This window comes from Acinetobacter sp. TAC-1 (assembly GCF_029025845.1).
Lineage (GTDB): Bacteria > Pseudomonadota > Gammaproteobacteria > Pseudomonadales > Moraxellaceae > Acinetobacter > Acinetobacter guillouiae.
The window spans coordinates 1,557,149-1,575,772 of sequence record NZ_CP118892.1 but is presented as its reverse complement, the minus strand read 5'-3'; the positions used below and the strand labels follow the sequence as shown (position 1 = coordinate 1,575,772).

Annotated in this window: 17 protein-coding genes; 6 read left to right on the top strand and 11 right to left on the bottom strand. The window is 39.5% G+C overall.

What is annotated here, in order from left to right:
* Nucleotides 1-86: 86 nt before the first annotated feature.
* The 4 genes from rutB to umuD all read right to left on the bottom strand — a co-directional run bounded on the left by rutB (nt 87) and on the right by umuD (nt 4,479).
* Nucleotides 87-863 (bottom strand): pyrimidine utilization protein B, encoded by a 777-nt coding sequence (gene rutB, locus PYV58_RS07225; protein WP_155768675.1) that lies wholly within the window; start codon nt 861-863, stop codon nt 87-89.
* A gap of 5 nt (nt 864-868) precedes the next feature.
* A complete protein-coding gene (gene rutA / locus PYV58_RS07220) occupies nt 869-1,984 on the bottom strand; it encodes a pyrimidine utilization protein A (protein ID WP_034611798.1) in 1,116 nt (371 codons plus the stop codon).
* A 731-nt stretch (nt 1,985-2,715) separates the two neighbouring features.
* Entirely contained in the window at nt 2,716-3,516 is an 801-nt protein-coding gene (gene rutD / locus PYV58_RS07215) for a pyrimidine utilization protein D (protein WP_034611800.1), read from the bottom strand.
* Nucleotides 3,517-3,867: 351 nt separating this feature from the next.
* Entirely contained in the window at nt 3,868-4,479 is a 612-nt protein-coding gene (gene umuD / locus PYV58_RS07210; protein ID WP_004822739.1) for a translesion error-prone DNA polymerase V autoproteolytic subunit, read from the bottom strand.
* A 277-nt stretch (nt 4,480-4,756) separates the two neighbouring features.
* On the opposite strand from umuD, the gene PYV58_RS07205 reads away from it, so the two are divergent.
* The 6 genes from PYV58_RS07205 to PYV58_RS07180 all read left to right on the top strand — a co-directional run bounded on the left by PYV58_RS07205 (nt 4,757) and on the right by PYV58_RS07180 (nt 9,579).
* The gene (locus PYV58_RS07205) at nt 4,757-4,990 is read left to right on the top strand and encodes a hypothetical protein (RefSeq protein WP_004724652.1); all 234 of its coding nucleotides are present in this window, start codon (nt 4,757-4,759) and stop codon (nt 4,988-4,990) included.
* Nucleotides 4,991-5,441: 451 nt separating this feature from the next.
* Nucleotides 5,442-6,386 carry an ABC transporter permease gene (locus PYV58_RS07200; protein ID WP_034611802.1) on the top strand — a complete coding sequence of 315 codons (945 nt, stop codon included), beginning with the start codon at nt 5,442-5,444 and terminating at the stop codon, nt 6,384-6,386.
* Nucleotides 6,386-7,267 carry an ABC transporter ATP-binding protein gene (locus PYV58_RS07195; protein ID WP_034611805.1) on the top strand — a complete coding sequence of 294 codons (882 nt, stop codon included), beginning with the start codon at nt 6,386-6,388 and terminating at the stop codon, nt 7,265-7,267. The genes PYV58_RS07200 and PYV58_RS07195 overlap by 1 nt, the downstream gene beginning before the upstream one ends.
* Before the next feature lie 77 nt (nt 7,268-7,344).
* Nucleotides 7,345-8,349 (top strand): 2OG-Fe(II) oxygenase family protein, encoded by a 1,005-nt coding sequence (locus PYV58_RS07190; RefSeq protein ID WP_034611809.1) that lies wholly within the window; start codon nt 7,345-7,347, stop codon nt 8,347-8,349.
* Nucleotides 8,346-9,233, top strand: coding sequence for a hypothetical protein (locus PYV58_RS07185; RefSeq protein WP_034611812.1), 888 nt, complete (start codon nt 8,346-8,348; stop codon nt 9,231-9,233). Before PYV58_RS07190 ends, PYV58_RS07185 begins: the two co-directional genes overlap by 4 nt.
* Nucleotides 9,234-9,249: 16 nt before the next feature.
* A complete protein-coding gene (locus PYV58_RS07180) occupies nt 9,250-9,579 on the top strand; it encodes a multidrug efflux SMR transporter (RefSeq protein WP_034611815.1) in 330 nt (109 codons plus the stop codon).
* 259 nt (nt 9,580-9,838) lie between these two features.
* Here PYV58_RS07180 and PYV58_RS07175 read toward each other — a convergent pair whose 3' ends face one another.
* From PYV58_RS07175 to PYV58_RS07145, 7 genes are all read right to left on the bottom strand, one after another.
* Complete coding sequence (locus PYV58_RS07175; protein ID WP_004822748.1) at nt 9,839-10,861, bottom strand: ABC transporter substrate-binding protein; 1,023 nt, start codon at nt 10,859-10,861, stop codon at nt 9,839-9,841.
* A complete protein-coding gene (gene atzF / locus PYV58_RS07170; RefSeq protein WP_275059736.1) occupies nt 10,858-12,669 on the bottom strand; it encodes an allophanate hydrolase in 1,812 nt (603 codons plus the stop codon). The genes PYV58_RS07175 and atzF overlap by 4 nt, the downstream gene beginning before the upstream one ends.
* A gap of 12 nt (nt 12,670-12,681) precedes the next feature.
* Nucleotides 12,682-13,116: a transcriptional regulator gene (locus PYV58_RS07165; RefSeq protein ID WP_034611820.1), complete on the bottom strand. Its 435-nt coding sequence runs from the start codon at nt 13,114-13,116 to the stop codon at nt 12,682-12,684.
* A 4-nt stretch (nt 13,117-13,120) separates the two neighbouring features.
* Nucleotides 13,121-13,246 carry a hypothetical protein gene (locus tag PYV58_RS07160; RefSeq protein ID WP_264673503.1) on the bottom strand — a complete coding sequence of 42 codons (126 nt, stop codon included), beginning with the start codon at nt 13,244-13,246 and terminating at the stop codon, nt 13,121-13,123.
* Nucleotides 13,247-13,577: 331 nt separating this feature from the next.
* Nucleotides 13,578-17,183 carry an urea carboxylase gene (gene uca / locus PYV58_RS07155; RefSeq protein WP_034611824.1) on the bottom strand — a complete coding sequence of 1,202 codons (3,606 nt, stop codon included), beginning with the start codon at nt 17,181-17,183 and terminating at the stop codon, nt 13,578-13,580.
* A gap of 2 nt (nt 17,184-17,185) precedes the next feature.
* Nucleotides 17,186-17,854 carry an urea amidolyase associated protein UAAP2 gene (locus tag PYV58_RS07150; protein WP_034611826.1) on the bottom strand — a complete coding sequence of 223 codons (669 nt, stop codon included), beginning with the start codon at nt 17,852-17,854 and terminating at the stop codon, nt 17,186-17,188.
* Between the two features lie 11 nt (nt 17,855-17,865).
* The gene (locus tag PYV58_RS07145; RefSeq protein WP_034611830.1) at nt 17,866-18,621 is read right to left on the bottom strand and encodes an urea amidolyase associated protein UAAP1; all 756 of its coding nucleotides are present in this window, start codon (nt 18,619-18,621) and stop codon (nt 17,866-17,868) included.
* Between the last annotated feature and the right edge of the window lie 3 nt (nt 18,622-18,624).

Sequence of the window (18,624 nt, the reverse complement as noted above, 5' to 3'; positions counted from 1 at the left end):
TGAATTCCTTTATTTTTCCTGAAAGCATCTTCGCCATAGACTTCAATACTAGAGAAGGCACAAGACACTTAACCTGTTGAAAACCATTAAGCCGTTCGACTGAAAGTGAGGTGATTTGGCTGTGCCTGTTGAGTATTAAATGTCTTTATAAATGACGCTGTGTCAGACACCCATCCAAAAAAAGTTTGAATGTTATATAAGGCTGCCTCTTGCGCTGCTGGAGGACCCGCTTGATAACATGCATCTTTAAGCGCCACACCAAAGTATTCCAAGAAAAAACCATCTCTGAGGGTTGATTCCACACAAACATTGGTGGCAATCCCAACGAAAACTAAATTTCGGATGCCACGAGCACGTAAAATGCTGTCCAGCGCCGTATTAAAAAAACCGCTATAGCGTGGTTTCTCGATCACAATGTCTTGAGCTTGAGGCCTTAACTCATCAATTAATGCAAAATCCCACCCCCCTTTTGCCAATAACTTGCCTTGTAAGTCAGGGTTTTTACGCATGGTTTTTAAGGCATTGGATTTATGAAAGTTGGGAGAACCTAGGCCACCTGCTTCTACATATTGCTCATCCCATCCGTTTTGAAAATAGATCACTTGGATGCCTGCGGTATGTGCTGCATCAATGCTTTTTTTAATATTGGCGACCACAGGTTGAGTGGCTGAAACATCAAAACCAGCCAAATCTAAATAACCACCGATTGAGGTATAAGCATTTTGCATATCAATCACGATAAGCGCCGTTTGTTCTGGTGCAAGCTGAATTGATTCTGGTTCTGCTTTTAAGACTCTGCCGGTTCCAGCATGTGCGGTAAAATCTGTACAGACTAGATGTTCTACAGCTTTAGCGTCATTCATCATAGTCATGCGCTTTTCTCCAAAACGGGTTGAGCTGGTTTTTGATAGCTTGCAACAACCTCCTCACGACAAGTCATCAACGGCTGAATACGTTGTCCAAAATCCTCAACCCCTTGTATAAAATCATCAAAAGTTAAAAGAATCCCTTCTGTACCTTGAATTGTAGAAATTTCATCCAGCATCTTGGCTACATTTTCATAAGAACCAACGATTGTTCCCATGTTGATATTGACGGGTGAAACACTTGAAGCCATTTGACGAATATTGGTATCTGTACCCGATGTTTGATCTTTGCCGCCTTGGTTCATTAACCAATTAATCGCCTCTAGATCTGCGCCTTGGTTATAGCTCTCCCATTTCGCCATGGCGTGTTGATCTGTCTCTGCGGCAATCACCATAAACAGCACATAGGTTTGTACATCTCTTCCAGTTTGGTCGGTATGTACTTTTAAACGGTCATTAATTTCAGCGTAGGCGGTTGGTGTATTTAACCCTTTGCCAAAGACAAAATTATAATCTGCATATTTTGCTGAGAATGCTAAGCCCGCATCTGACTGGCCTGCACAAATAATTTTCATATCAGCTTGTGGCTTAGGCTTAACTTGGCAATCCTCCATTTGGAAAAACTCACCTTTAAAATCAGATGTTCCTGTTGCCCAAAGTTCACGTAAAATTTCGACATATTCAGATAAATAATCATAACGTTTAGAGAAATAATCATTCCCTGGCCATAGCCCCATCTGGGTATATTCTGGAGGTTGCCAACCCGTCACAACATTTAGCCCAAACCGTCCATTTGAAATTGAATCAATCGTAGATGCCATACGTGCCACGATGGCTGGTGGCATCACCAAAGTTGCGGCTGTCGCAAAAATTTTAATTTTGCTGGTGACGGCAGCTAAACCCGCCATTAATGTAAAAGTTTCTAAGTTATAATCCCAAAATTCAGTTTTACCACCGAAACCACGCAATTTAATCATCGACAATGCAAAGTCAAAACCATAATGCTCTGCACGTTGTACAATCTGTTTATTTAACTCAAATGTTGGCTTATATTGCGGTGCATTTTCTGAAAGCAACCAGCCATTATTTCCAATCGGACAAAACACACCAATTTTCATAGCTAAACCTCACTGGACAAAAAACATTCTAAAAAAATCTGATTAAAAATTTAAAAATTCACTCAGATTATAATTATTAATAATGCATACTGCATGCCACTAAATTTAGACCATTGTTTTTATTGATAAAATTTTAATTATTATTTTTTATTTTACCTTTTGGTAAAATTTATGAATTTCTTAAGCAAAAAAATTAAACTAAAATAGTGCATAAATGCATCATTTTAGATCATTGAAAATTCTAAAATCTGATTTAACAAAAAATAAAAAACCGCATAAAAATGCGGTTCGATGGAATAACAATCGGCTTTTAATAAACCAGTATTTCAATACAATAAATAACCCAATAAAAATCAAAATTTAAACCGCAATTAAAGCTATAACAAAATCAATATTTATAATATTTTATAAGCATCCTCAACAGCTAATCGAGGCAATCTTGCATATATTCTTTATGATCACCATAACCAATATTAATAATCCTATTAGCAGCTGTTATGCTTTTTCCTAACTTTCATTTTCTAAAGAAAGCACTGGCTTTCATCTTACTTTGACCTAGAATATCGTCAAAAAATATAAATCGTACAGGACAACGATTGGCAGAAATAGGCCCCATTTTTACTACATCATAAATCTACTGAATTTGTTCAGCGCTAGTTTCCTTATCTAACCAGCGATTGAGAGACTGGTTACTAAGACCTATTGATGTGAATCCATATTTAGGTTGTGGTTTATAAAACCTCTTCTACTAAATTTTGAATTAAAATCTGATTGAATGTCTTACTCTCCGTTACTGAGGATGCATGTGCTCCTGTTTCCAACAGTGTCAATACGCCATGTCCCAATGCTTTTTTAAGATCGATGCTCTTTTGATATGGCACTAAAAAATCATCTTTGTTGGCAATATAATACACATCTGTTTTCGCCAAAGCTGCGACATGTTCAGGTAAAATTTTAAAATTCATCAATGCATTCATACGTACCAATACATTGTTGATCGGTGGAAAATCATCAAATCCAGAATTTTCAATATCCTGAATTTTTTGAATATGTTTTGAAATATAGGCAGGCGGATATAGGAATAAAGCTTGTACCCGTATATAAGCTTCAACACCTACATTTTCTAATAAAGTCATACGTGCCTGAAAACACTTCTGTGTATGCGGATCAAGCGCATCCCAAGCATTAATAAAAGTAAGACTGGTTAATGATATATCTGTGTTCTGAACCAAGACCGCCAATTCTGCCCCGATGACCGCGCCCAAAGCATGTCCAATAAAATGGCATTGTTTGATCTGTTGTTGATGCAGAATATCGAGAATTTGTTTTGCCATATTTTTGATTGAGTATGATGTTGGCAATGCATCAGAATCCGCATGGCAACCTTCTTGATCATAAACAAGTACTTGAAAATATTGGGTTAACGTTTCAATTTGTGGTTGCCAAAATGAGGCGTGCCCACCTAAACCTGAAGATAAAACGACAATCTCAGCATCTTGCTGAGTAACACAAGGAAAAATTCGATAGCTCATTGTTTTACCATTCTATTAATTTGTTCATTTAATAACAGCAAAAAATATGCCGAATACTTGTTATGTTTAGGTTGGTTTTTTTGAGGCTTTTGATAAAGAATGTTAACGTTCGGATTTTTTTATCCTATTCGTTTACACGCTCAACATAACATCAGCATATTTTTGACATAAAACTAAAAAGACTTTTGATGAAATGAATCTTTTTCAAATAATTCGACATCCCAAACATAGACCTACCTATTAAAATTTGGACATTGAATCAAATCTTTTAAATGTATCATAAAAAAAGCAACAAGAATGTTGCTTTAAAATAGCAAAGACTTTCAGCCTTATCCGTATAGATTGTTTCAATCAACGCATCCGTTTTAAGTTATAAGTTACAACGCCCCAAATTTCAAATTCTTGCCCTTCTTCAATATAAATATTTTTAAATTCTGGATTCTCAGCTTTTAACCAAACTTTCGGTGGATCAAACTGCTTGTCAATCATCAAGCGCTTCACGGTAAAATCATTATCAATACGGGCAATGACAATATCGCCAGATTTCGCAGAAATGCTACGATCTACAATCAAGGGGTCTTCAATATCTATACCAACATCCAACATTGAAAGCGAATTTGCTTTAACAATAAAGGTAGAACTCTCATTTCGAATTAAATATTCATTCATATCCAATGATTGTTCTATGCTATCTTGAACAGAAAATGGCACGCCAGCAGCGACTCGTTCTGTCGCAAGCGGAATCTGATAAACCTTATCATTCTTAGGCTGAATGGTCTGGATATTTATGCTAGAGCTTAAATCACTGAGCTGGCCGTTTTTGAAATTTTTCAGTAACCAGTTTTTGATAAAATCTACTTGTGACTCTGGGACACGGATGACTTTGGTCGGCTCACTAAACTGTGCCTTACGCCCAGCATTGGCTCTCGCACCTCCGTGTTCAAATTCTACTTTCTTAGACATTATTTATCCTATATGCTTCATAAAAGCCTGTAAAATCAATATAGCTTGAAAAAGTTACAAATTCAAGTTGACGGCAAGTTTTTTTTGAATAACAATAACTCTATCGATCAGTTTTGATACATCTATTTGAACAAGGACGACAAAGATAATCAATATACTTATCATAAATCAATAATTTAGAATACAGACATCTTGTTAATTTATTGATATTTTTGAATAAGTTCTCTGATCCCACTTAAGCACTTAATTGATTGATTTTCTATGTGGAGACATAAAAATGGCGACTCAACGTGATGCAATTCTTGGTTATGCAGACGAACAACATGCTTACTATATTCGTTTGATTGAAGACAATAATGTGTTAGGCAGCCAGTATGGTTTATTTTGTGAAAATACCAATAGCGATATCGCTGAAAGTATCATGACCACATTATTTTTAAAGAAATCATTTTGGCTCAATGGTTCTGAATTTAGTGATATTGTCAAAGGTTTAGAACCTCTTCCACTTTAAGCGGATGCCAACCTAATAAAATTGGATCTGCTTAAATATTCAACTGAAGTTTATGATTTGATATGTATTTCGTGATTAAAATGTCGTTGTATTCCCCTCGATACAACGACGATTTAATTTTCAATTGATCATGCTATCGATTGCATTTAGATGTTTGTCTTAAGCACTGAACTTGTGAATCAACTGCTTACCACCCATGATCTTTTGTTTGATTATTCCTTTTTCGTTATTCCTGCTTTATCCGTTTCTTGATTATCTTGCCCTTTTGTTGAGCCCCTACTGAGCGCTTTATCAGTCACTTATAAAGATCATTGATCACCTCGTATTCACGAGCTGCTGAAATACGCAGATCAATCCAATCCCTCCTGTTTATTCATGGCACTTATTTTGCTTAATAAATATTACGTTTTTCAATAATCGTAATACTCAAGCTAAAATGAGGGCGGTAAATATGGGTTATGTCGCAAAGGAAATTGGTCAAAAGAACAAGCTATTACTGAGCTTGTGTTCTTTTCTGATCCCTATTTTGCTCTGGTGTGCGGTCAGTTATTTACCTTTTATTTGGCACCCTCAAGTGCAAATTACAAATTCTGGTAGTGTCTCGTATTTTCAAGTTGGCAGCCGTGTTGAAAAAAGTGTGTTCTATAGTGAGGCACAAAATGCGGTTGATCACCATTCTGCACCACCACAAGGTATTTTAGTTAATCCCATTTACTTACCTGCACCACATGAAGTGGCTAAAGCCTTGGTCACTGCATTTACCACACCGCCAGAACAACCAGATACACCATGGTTTCATCAAAGCTTATGGCACAGTATTAAAATCGTTTTTTCCGCTTTTTTAATCTCTTCAATTTTTGGTATTCCGCTGGGGATCCTTTGTGGTTTCTCACAAAAAATATCGCTACTTACAGAACCTTTTGTTGAATTTTTCCGTTATTTACCTGCACCTGCATTCGGTGCGCTTGCTGTTGCCATTCTCGGAATCAATGATGCACCTAAGATTGCGATTATTGTAATTGGAACGCTATTTCAACAAATCCTAATTATTGCCAATACTACCCGTATGGTCGATAAAGGCTTAATCGAAGCGGGCTATACCCTTGGAACCAATAAGCTTAGAAGCCTATTCAATGTGGTGATTCCTGCGGCTTTTCCAGATATTTACCGTGATTTACGTGTCTTGCTAGGTTGGGCGTGGACCTATTTGATTGTCTCTGAATTGATTGGTACGACCTCGGGTATTACATGGTTTATTACCCAACAAGCACGCTATCAAAACTTTGACAATGTCTATGCTGCGATCTTGATTATCGGGGTGATTGGACTGGTTTGCGATGTGTTATTAATGAAATTGGGCGAGCGTATGTTCGCATGGAAAGCAGGGGCAAAATAATGAATGACTCAACTTTTAATTCAGCTGAATATTTTCAAAAAATTTATGCACGCCCTGTCATCTTAGAGGCCAAACGACTCAGTCAAGTATTTAAACATGGTAAAACTGAACGAACCGTTTTAAATCAACTGGATCTTAAAATCCATAAGCGTGAATTTATTTGTGTGATCGGTCCATCAGGTTGTGGAAAATCAACCTTAAGCCGAGTGATTGCAGGTTTAGATCCATACCATAGTGGTGAGATCTTGGTCGATGGCGAAGCTATTACAGGCCCAAGCCCTGAACGTGGCATGGTATTTCAGGGATACACCCTATTTCCTTGGAAAACGGTTAAAGAAAACGTCATGTTCGGCCCACGAATGAAAGGTGCCAGCCAAATGACTGCGGAAGCCCATGCACGAGAATGGATCAATATTATTGGCTTAGACAAATACGAAAACCAATATCCACATCAACTTTCAGGTGGAATGAAACAGCGCGTTGCTATTGCACGAGCTTTGGTTAATGAACCAAAAATCTTATTGATGGATGAACCTTTTGGTGCGCTTGACCCGCATACCCGCCAGAAGATGCAAAAGCACTTAATGGATTTATGGCAAAACATTGATATCACGATTATTTTTGTTACGCATGATATGGATGAAGCTATTTTATTAGCTGACCGTATTGTCGCGTTAAAAGCCAATCCCGGTGAAATTAAAGAAATTATTGAAGTAGATTTACCACGCCCGCGTTCATTAGATCTTATGGCAACGCTCGCTTTTCAACATTTAAGAGCGCGAGTGGATCAGTTGGTCCATGCTCAGGAAGATGAGCTTGATCCATCACTACAAGACTTACCCAAAATACCGCGTATGACCCAAGTCAGTACAGGTCAATAAGCAGACGGATTTTTAGAGCATTTGGGACGACCCAAATCGCTAAATTCTTTGTTGGACGGCCAACCTTGGTGATATTCATGTCAAACACATATGTTTTACCGCTTGTGGACATTTCTCTACTCTCCAGCCCTGAGCTTCAAGATCGACTCACGGTCGCACACGCTTTAGATCAGGCATGTAAAGATGTTGGTTTCTTATATTTAACAGGAGAACAATTTAAACCTGAGTTATTTCAAAAGCTTTATCACACTGCCCAGCAATACTTTGCCCAAGATACTGCCATTAAGATGCAGCATTATATTGGCTTATCAGAAAATCATAGTGGTTATGTGCCGATCGGTGAAGAACGCTTTGTTGAAACAAGTTATGATCTCAAAGAGGCCTATGATGTCAATTATGATCACCAGAGCCAAGCAGATCGTCGCCCCTTGGTTGGCCCAACACAGTGGCCTGATGACCCGATATTTAAGCAGCAAGTCTCTGCCTATTATCAGCATATCAAAGCGGTTGGGCATGAAATTTTCCAAAGTTTTGCATTGGCACTCGGTCTAGATGAGCATTATTTTGATGCACATATTTCCAAAGCTCCCAGCCAACTTCGCCTGATTCATTATCCTTACCATCCTGAAATTCAGGATAAAGAAGGTATCGGTGCGCATACCGATTATGAATGTTTTACTTTGCTCTTACCCACAGCGCCCGGATTACAAGTGCTTGATAAAACGGGGCAATGGATTGATATCCCCCTACTTGAAAATACATTGGTCATGAATATTGGCGATATGATGGAAATTTTATCCAATGGCCGATATTTAGCAACCAAACATCGTGTAAAAAAAGTGGCTGAAGAACGCTATTCATTCCCGTTTTTCTTCTCTTGTGATTATGACTATGTAATTCAGCCTTTAATCAAAGATCAGCCTGCACAATATGCGCCTTTAAAAGGTGGTGAACATCTTTTTAATCAAACCGCACAAACCTTTCAGTATCTCAAAGAAAAAGTGGCACGGGGCGAAATTCAACTTGAAAATGCCCGCCCGCTTTATTCATTTGGTTTAAGCCAAAATGAGGAGTCGAAATGAACTTATTAGACCTCTGTACGCAACTTAAACCAACAGATGACTCAACCTGCTTATTGCCCCAATATTTATTGGGTGCTTTTCGCCGTAAGAGCATTACCTTTGCCAATGGTTTAACCGATGAAAACACCCTCGTCTATTGGTTTCAATCCAAGACATTTACCATTGATTTACGCTTAAAAGACTCTCAATCAACACCCGTTTTAGAACGACAAGGTTGGGTTGGCGATACCCTTTGGGATGCTCAAAATCAATTGCTTTCATGGCGTCTCAGCAGTAATTATCAAAATCATGTGCAATGGCCCGAACCCGCAAAATTGTATTCGATTGGCAATGCCATACTCGAGTTTTCACCGAGCCATGCTTATGTTGAGGATTGGCGTCAACAAGCGACTCGTGGCATATATCTTGGCTTACGTTTATTTAAAATTGAAAATACTGAGTTAAATACCAGTTATCCTACGGATGGCGGCTTGATCCTTTGTGATCATTTTATTGCCTTTGCCAAGTCTCGACATCCCGATATACAACAGGCTTTAAAATCTGCTGAGACGTTAACAGACGCTATTTCAAAGCAACAGATCAGTCTAGAAGCTATCCAAGACTATGAGGTTTCGATCAGTTTTGATCAACAGATCATTGATCTTAGTACCGTCACCAACAAAGTTGGAAGCAAGATTGATCTTGAAAATTTCCAACAGCTTGATCACAACACACTGGTACAACAGCGAATTATTGATGGTGAACATTGCCGTTTATATTTCACACTCGATATATTTCACCCAGATTTTTGCTTTACAACACTGACGGGTACTTCAACTGCTAGCCAAAGTTGGCTTGATCATGAAGAAAATCACCTTTTCTATCATGCAAAAATAGCCTTATAAGGAATATTTCCAAGCAATGTCTTTTTTATATTTAATCATTGCTATTGTGGCAGAAGTCATCGCGACTTCTGCCATGAAAGCATCTGATGGTTTTAGTCAGTTGTCTGCATCGATCATCACCGTGATCGGATATGCGATTGCCATTTATTTTTTATCACTGACCATGAAAACGATTCCTGTTGGTATTACTTATGCGCTTTGGTCGGGTGCAGGTATTATTTTAGTGTCTTTAGTCGGCTTCTTTTACTACAAACAACACTTAGATTTAGCTGCAATCATCGGTTTGGTATTTATGATTATTGGAATTTTAATTATTCATCTTTTTTCAAAAAGCACAGAAATATAATCAATAGATATTTATATTTTAATGTGATTGAAGTGATGCCCTTGTTATTCAATTTAAACTTAACTTGCTGATTTTTTTATCAAATCTACTAAAGTTAAAATTTTAAAATTTGTTTAGTTTCTTATGCGGCTCTAGCATTCAAATCTGTTTAAAGTTTGCGATTAATCTCTATGCTCTATATAAAACTTTTGCAGCTAAAATAAAATAGCCCAAGACATGCTTAGGCTATTTTCAAACTATTCAACTCTTTGAAAAAACGTTATTTCAACTCTTGTAACAATGTTGGATAAATCAGACCATCGACATTTTGTTCAGTTTTATAAATCCCATTTTCCACGTTAAATTTATTGACGTGATACGACGAGCCATAGATCGAATCAAAGCCATTGCCTTTACTAAAGACTTTTTGATTGGCTTCCAAATCAAGTAAATGGGTACCATTCACCATCGTTTCGTATTGTTTTGGATCGACCCCAGAACGAATTGCCATAATTTTTACAGCATCTGCATGAGTCGCAGGATCATTGATGTATTTCACCGTCTTGTCCCACACTTGAAGGATCTTTTTCCATTCATCTTTATGTGCAGTTAAATGACTCATATTTACGGTCAAGGTGTCATAAATTAAACCGGGTTTATCCTTCGAGGTATAAATGATTTTTGATCCTGCAACCGCTTTCAATGCCTGACTGGCTACAGGTTGCCATACTGCAATCGCTGAAACATCGGGGCTGGATAGGACTTGCGGTAATTGATTGGTCGCAGAATTGACCAATTTGATTTCATTGATTGGGATTTTTTGATCTGACATTGCTGTTGCAAGGAGCAAATGATCGACCAGACCTTTTTCAACGCCAACAGATTTACCTTTTAAATCCTGAATACTATTGATCCCATCTTTGGCAATAATCACATCATTGCCTGCAGAATAGTCCGTCGCCATAATCATCATGCCTTGGGTACCACCTGACGCCGTCACCAAGTTATCGCCATTGGTGACAAATACTGCATCTAATTGATTGGCTGAAAAGGCTGAGAGTGATGCTGAATAATCAAACCATTTAAACTCAACATTGAGACCAGCTTCTTTTAACCAGCCCTTTTCAATCGCAACCTGCCATGCCACAAAACCGGGCCAATCACTATAACCGATGGTGATTGCTTTCGCATTTGCTGAAGCTTGAGTAGCTTCTTTCGCTTCTGGAATTTTTGCTGTGTTGTCACAACCAGCGAACAACATCGCAGACAATAGTGATACTGATAATAAAGATTTATGGATCATACAGAAACGCCCCCTGTTTTTTCGCCTTTAAATTGTTTATTGGTTTGATTTAGCGACTGTATATATGCACGCCACCCCCCAAAATGACTGATATCTATAGCGTCATTGATTGCATAGCCCTCGCAGATAAAACCTTTAACCCAACTACCATCTTCAAGTTGTACATTACCGATTCCCAACGGCGCTGGAACCTCTGCAACGATTGCCCCAAAATTTGCCAATGGAATATCCCAAACCTCAACTTCAATAGACGTTCCTGTTGCATCAGATTGCAGACCGGGTTTTGCTGGACTGGTATTTTTCAAAGCAAATAATTTGTAATTTTTAGCGGTATAGGTTTTGTTTAATAAAGTCCCTTGGCGTGTAGTGAGCTGAAAATTAAGTGGCATCGCTGTTAAATGTGCGCCCACTACCGCTAACTTGACTGAATTTTTCGAAGTAATCTCAAGCGTTTTTTGATAATGCTGCTGAGATTTCCCCAATGCAAGCGCAGTCAGTGCTTGCCATTTTTGGGCAAAATTTGCCAAAGCTTGATCGTGCCAAGCAGGCGCGATAAAAGTCACTCCACTGGGTAAACCATCTGCGCGAATTGTATTGGGCAATGCTATTGCAGCTAAATCGGCAAAATTAACAAAGTTGGTATAAGCCCCCATGTGTGAGTTCTTTATGATGGGGTCAGCTTCAACATCAGCAATAGAATAAATCGTGGGTGAGGTCGGTACCATCAATGCATCATAGCCTTGTAAAGCCAAATTAATTTTTCGAGCCAATACAGCGCGTTTATATTCAGCTTGAAGTGCATCGGTGGCGCTAAAGCTATCTGCTTGGGCAATGATTTCAGCGATAACAGGATGTGCTTGTTCGCGTGTTACCACTTTTTCGACCGCTACTGTTCGTTCAGCAACCCAAGCCTCGTTATAGAGTGCTTTGGCAAGTGCATTAAAATTCGTAAAATCAATGCTTTCAACTTCATAGCCGAGTGATCGAATTCTTTCTACAGCGATTGCGAAAGCTTTTTCAGTTTCGCTATCGCCATAAAACTCAAGCTGTGCGGGTATGGCAATTTTCCCTTTAGAAAACTGAGTCGGAACATTGGCGGGGTGAGTGCGTGAATATTCATCTGTTTCATCATAACCTTGCATAACACTGGCAACCGTCCAAGCATCGTCACTGCTCAATGCAAAGATAGAAATTACATCAATTGTTCTACAAGCAGGCATTAAGCCTGTGGTTGAAAACCAGCCTTTGGTCGGTTTAAGACCAACAATATTGTTATGCCCTGCTGGCACGCGACCCGAACCTGCTGTATCGGTCCCTAAGCTAAATGGCACCATACCATTTGCAACCGCAACCGATGAACCAGAGCTTGAACCACCGCTGATATATTCTGGATTAAAACTATTTTTGACCGCACCATAAGGTGAACGTACCCCAACCAATCCCGTTGCAAACTGGTCAAGGTTAGTTTTTCCAATCACCACAGCACCAGCTTTTTTTAACTTGGCAATCACCACAGCATCAGTGGTTGCTAAATATTCAACGTCTTTACACGCAGCGGTGGTATGGAACCCTGCGACATCGATATTGTCTTTAACAGCAAATGGCACACCGTATAAAGGTAAATCAGCTATATCTTGCTGTTTTAACGCTTCGATTTGTACCTGAATTTGCGTGGCAGATGCGATTTCAATCCAAGCATGATCGTCATTGTGAATGGTTTTAACATAATCGATTAAACTCTCAATCTTGATTTGCTGACTGGTATATGCCTTTTGCCAGTCTTGGATCGTCCATAAGTCTTGCATCACTCTACTCCCGATTTAATCATTTTGCAGAATTGGTGGCATCACAGCATCCATCAGCTCCAGATGCCCTTTGATCACACCCTTGAGTGCTGTAAATTGTTGGCTTATATGCCGAAGCTCAGAACTTGCCCCTTGCATCAGCATGACTTGTAAGATTTTTTGTTGATCAAGTTGAATATGCAGTGAACTGATCACTTGTGTTAAAAACTGTTGTTGTAAATCAATCAGTTGATTTCGAAGCGGCATTTGTCCTGCATCATAAAGAATGGTCAAAGTGCCGACCATGACTTCATTTGCCTGTGCCTTTTCCGCAATCAGGTGTTTATTGATCATGTCAACAATCGCTTGAGAGCGACTTTCGTAGTGCTGATCAACAATTTTCTGATCGAGTGCATTTAGCGTTGCTTCAGGTACAGTAATGCTGATTCGAGCCAACTTTTGTTTAGCCACAAACTTATCCTTTTACCTTGTTAACAGAAGTATTTTGTTTGATATACAGGCCTGCGCGTACACTGAATAAATCAACAAAAAATGCTTTAAGCGGATGTGTTTTTTTAACTGTTGTTTTGACCTGATTCATAGCACAACTCCATCTCAGTATTACCAAATTCGGTTTTTGTATTACTGCTATAACAATGCAGAAAATGTGCCAGTTTTTAACCAAGTTTTTGCTGGTTTTAGCATGTATTTATGGATGATTTTTGGGCAAAAATAAATTAAATGCACAAGCATAGCGCGAAGCGTTATATAGGTTTTACAGTAAAGCCTTTGCTATTTTAATTTTAATCGGCTAAGTCTTTATAACTTATAACACTTCATCGAATTATGGCTGTAAAGCAAATAGAAAAAATTTAATCTATGTTTAAAACAGAAAAGGAGCATCATCACTGATGCTCCTTTATTGATTTTTATCAGGCTACAGGTGCCAAGGTAAACAACACTTGTCCAGTCTTAACCGTCTGGCCTTTTTCAATGGTGATGGCTTCTACCTTCATCCGTTCAGGTGCAACAATCGGAATTTCAATTTTCATCGCTTCAATCACCGCAAGGGTTGCACCTTCTTCAACAATATCTCCAGAAGCACATTCGATTTTCCAAATTGAACCTGGCATATGTGATTCAACTGCACAACCACCTTCGGGAATACTGACCGCTTCACCATCCTCTACAGTATCTAAACTTTCAGATACATATTCTTGTAAACCTGCGGCATGCCAACGACGGCGCTCTGCTTCAAAGTTGGCTTGTTGGGTCTGTTTAAAAGCCCGAATACTGTCTTGATTTGCAGCAAGGAAATCATTGTATTCTTTCAGATTAAGCACACCGTCTTCAATACGCAGTTGCAAACGCCCTGCTTTAAAATCTTCGCGCATCTGTAGCAATTCTGCTTCTGAAACCTCATAAAATTTAACCTGATCAAAGAAGCGTAATAACCACGGCTTGCCAGTTTCAAAATTGGCATTTTTACGATAGCGACTCCACATTTGTGTAGTACGTCCCACAAATTGATAGCCCCCAGGACCTTCCATACCATAAACACACATATATGCCCCACCGATACCAACAGCATTTTCTGGTGTCCAAGTCCGTGCAGGGTTATATTTTGTTGTGACCAAACGCTGACGCGGATCAAGTGGTGTGGCAACGGGTGCGCCTAAATAGACATCACCCAATCCCATGACTAGATAATTGGCACTATAGACCACATCTTTTACCGCTTGCTTTGATGCTAGGCCATTGATACGACGAATAAACTCGATATTATCAGGGCACCACGGTGCATCAGGACGGACAATTTGTGTATAACGTTCAGTCGCCAATTGGGTTTGTGAATCTTCCCATGCCAGTGGCAAATACACGGTCCGTGAAGGCACTTGCATATTGTGTATATCAGGCAGTTCCGCTTCCGCGTGTTGAAGTTTTTCCAAGAGCTCAAGTTGATCAATTTGAATTGAATCAAAATGAATTTGTAATGAACGAATCCCCGGAGTCAGATCAATAATTCCGTGGATATTCTGCTCTTTTACCCATTGCATCAAAGCATGAATACGGAATCGTAGATTTAAGTCTAAAACCAGATCACCATATTCAACTAATAAATAGCTATTCCCCGCGGGTCGGTAAGTCACACTCGGTAAATCTGCTTGTGCTACGCGTGTAGCTAAAACAGCATTTTCTAATGTGTCATTTTCCGCGTGGAAAATAGGATTAAAATTCACCTCATCTGTGTCAGAAGAAATAACACTTTGATGATATGTTTGATCCAAGGCTTTTGCTTGCGCATAACTGACAGGAATAAATTTAACTTTATCGCCTGCTTTAAGCTGACCAATTTTCCAAAGTTCAGAATGAATCACCACTGCTGGACAAACAAAACCACCTAAGCTTGGACCATCAGGCCCTAAGATGATCGGCATGTCGCCTGTAAAATCAATCGCACCAATTGCATAAGCATTATCATGAATATTTGATGGATGTAAACCTGCTTCACCGCCATCTTCACGTGCCCACTCAGGTTTTGGGCCAATCAAGCGAATACCGGTACGACTGGAATTATAGTGAATCTCAAACTGGTTACTAAAAAATCTATCAATATCGTTTTTGGTAAAGAAATCTGGTGCGCCATGCGGACCATACATCACTGCAATTTCCCAATGACGCGCAAATTTAGGGATTTGATCTGCGGCTAAACTTTTGCTTTGATCAGATGAATATTCAGTAATCGCAAGCATATCCCCTATTAATAAATTACGCCCTGCATGCCCACCAAACTGTCCCAGTGTAAAAGTTGCTTTTGATCCTAAATATTCGGGAACATGGAAACCACCTTTGATCCCAATATAGCTTCGGCATCCAGTGCTCATTGTTCCACACTTTAACACCTGACCTTTTTTAACATTTACGGTTTGCCACATTGGAACCAGTACGCCATCCAGTTTAGATGGCATGTCACCGCCAGTAATCACAATTTGACTATCACAATGAAACTTTAAACTTGGCCCTTGTAAGGTACATTCCAATCCAGAAGTATTATATGGATTGCCTAAAAGTTGGTTGGCGACATTTAAACTTAAAGGATCAATTGCACCGGATGGTGGTACACCCACATCCCAGTACCCTAACCGACCAGTAATGTCCTGAATTGCGGTTTGAATGCCCGATTGTAAAACCTCAATTTTTTGGGTTTTCCATACAAAGCTATTCAAGAAGCGTGTGGTTTGTGTCCCTGAATTAAACACCTCACCCGCAATAATATTTTGTAGGTATTCCAGATTGGTTTCAATTCCTGCAATCTGTGTATCTGCCAGACTAGATTGCATGGCTTGAATCGCCGCACCTCGATCTGACGCCGTCACAATGATTTTGGCAAGCATAGGATCATAAAATGAAGATACATTTGAACCGGTTTCGACCCATGTTTCGACCCGTGCATTCTGATCAAATTGCACATAGGTCAGTAAGCCTGCGCTGGGTTGAAATTGTTTAATCGGATCTTCCGCATATAAACGAACTTGAATCGAATGTCCTTTTGACGCTAATTTTTCAGTGGGTGCTGTCCAATCACCACTGGCCAAAGTCACCATCCATTCAACCAGATCTACAGCATAGACTTGTTCCGTCACACCATGCTCAACTTGCAGACGGGTATTCACCTCTAAGAAATAGAACTGCTCGGTTTCAGTATCCATCACAAACTCAACCGTACCTGCTGAACGATAATTCACAGATTGCATAAGTTGAATCGCGACAGTTTGAATATAGTCACGTTGCTCATCGGTTAAATGCGGTGCGGGTGTTTCTTCTATGACTTTTTGATTACGACGTTGTACAGAACAGTCACGTTCTCCTAAAGCCAACACCTGCCCTTTTCCATCACCAAAAATTTGTACTTCAATATGTCGAGCATGCTGCACAAATTTTTCTAAGTACAAACCTGCATCTTTAAAGTTAGCTTGGGCCAAATACGAAACGGTTTGATAAGCGTCTTTGAGTTCAGCTTCATCCCAAACCAAACGCATACCGATACCACCACCACCCGCGGTACTTTTTAACATCACAGGATAGCCAATACGTGCTGCTTCGGTGATTGCTTCTGGTTCACCTGAAAGCAAAGAACTCCCCGGCAATAGTGGCACTTGGCTTTTAATCGCCAGTTCGCGCGCCGTATGTTTTAGACCAAAATCCAGCATTTGGCTTGAGGTTGGCCCTATAAAGGCAATACCCTGATTTTCACATAGGTCACAAAACTCCGCATTTTCAGACAAAAAACCATAACCCGGATGGATTGCTTCAGCACCAGTTTGCTTGGCAATTTCAAGAATTTTTTCAATATTTAAATAACTTTGTTGTGCTGGTGCAGCACCAATACAAAATGCCTCGTCGGCTAAAGTCACATGTAAAGAATCCTGATCAGCTTCTGAATAAACAGCAACGGAAGCAATGCCAAGTTTTTTAAGTGTACGAATCACACGACAAGCGATTGCACCACGATTGGCAATAAGAACTTTTTTAAACATATTTATGCTCCCATACCGTTGTGTACCAGCAATTGAATTTTCGTTGGGTTATAGCCATTACATGGGTTATTTAATTGCGGGCAATTTGAAATCAGTACGATTAAATCCATCTCAGCTTGAATTTCCACATATTTGCCAGCAGCAGAAATACCATCAGCAAAGGTTAAATGGCCATCCGAGCTGACAGGCACATTCATAAAGAAATTAATATTGGGGCCGATGTGCCGAACGTTTAACTGATGTTTTTGTGCAATCGGATGCTTGGCTAATGCATACATAAAATTATTACGGCAACTGTGCATCGGATAGGTGTTATGTGCATAGCGAACCGTATTACTTTCACATGAACAGGCACCGCCTAAGGTGTCATGACGACCACAGTTATCATCGACAATCACCGCAATTGCACGACCTAAATTACTGTATAAGGTTGTCCCTTTTTCAAGGTAAACATGTTGATTAATGGCCAGAGTATCTGTTGCGCTATAACGTTCTGCTGGGTTTTCTGCTGAAATAAATAAGGTATCGACGGCTTGATTGCCTTCTAAATCAACTATACGGAAATATTGGCCTTTTTTTACTTCGCCCATCCATGCTTCACCCGCAGGACACACTTCATTTAACAAGGCTTGATCTAAAATAGGTTTTTCGATTGAAGTTAAAATGCTCATGCTGATTGTCCTTAAATGCGTGTGTTGTGAGATGAACTCAGCGCGTAATAACGCTGGTTATTGTCAAATGCACGTTGATTTTGCGGACATGAGTCTCGACAAATATCGTTTTCCGTTAAGGGCAATGCGGTAAAAAGACCCATTTCTATATCAGCGGGGGCATATTGCGCTGAATGATCTAAGCCATGCGGTGCAGCCGATAAGAATACAAAACAATCCATTTCAAAACGCAGTTCAATGATTTGCCCAGTATTGTCTGAGCCAATATAAGACAATGCACCCGCATCATCTGGGGTCACTTTTGAAAATAAATTCACTGTTGCGCTGAGGTCGATTTGCCCAAGTGAATATTTGCTCATTTCAATCAGCAAACCATCTAGACCATTTTGAATCATTTGATTTCGGGCATCTTGGAATGTCTTTATTCCAAAAGTAGCTTGGATTTGTTCTGGACGACTTGGACCACACAAAGCGTCATTCCAGCCATGATCATCATGAATAATTGAGGCCATAACCCGCCCCAAATCGGAATACAACACATGACCTTGAGTTAAAAAAGCAGTATGTTGCCCTTTTAAACTATCTGGCATATTAAAACGCTCAAGTCTGTCATGGGCATTCACACAAAATAAAGAGACATTGGCATCGGCAGATAACGCTTTAAATCGTAGTACGCTTCCTTTGGGAATGCGACCTGACCAGTGATGTCCACCGGGTAACTTTTCAGACCAAATGACCTGTTGATCATGATAATTTGTCGTATGCATAGC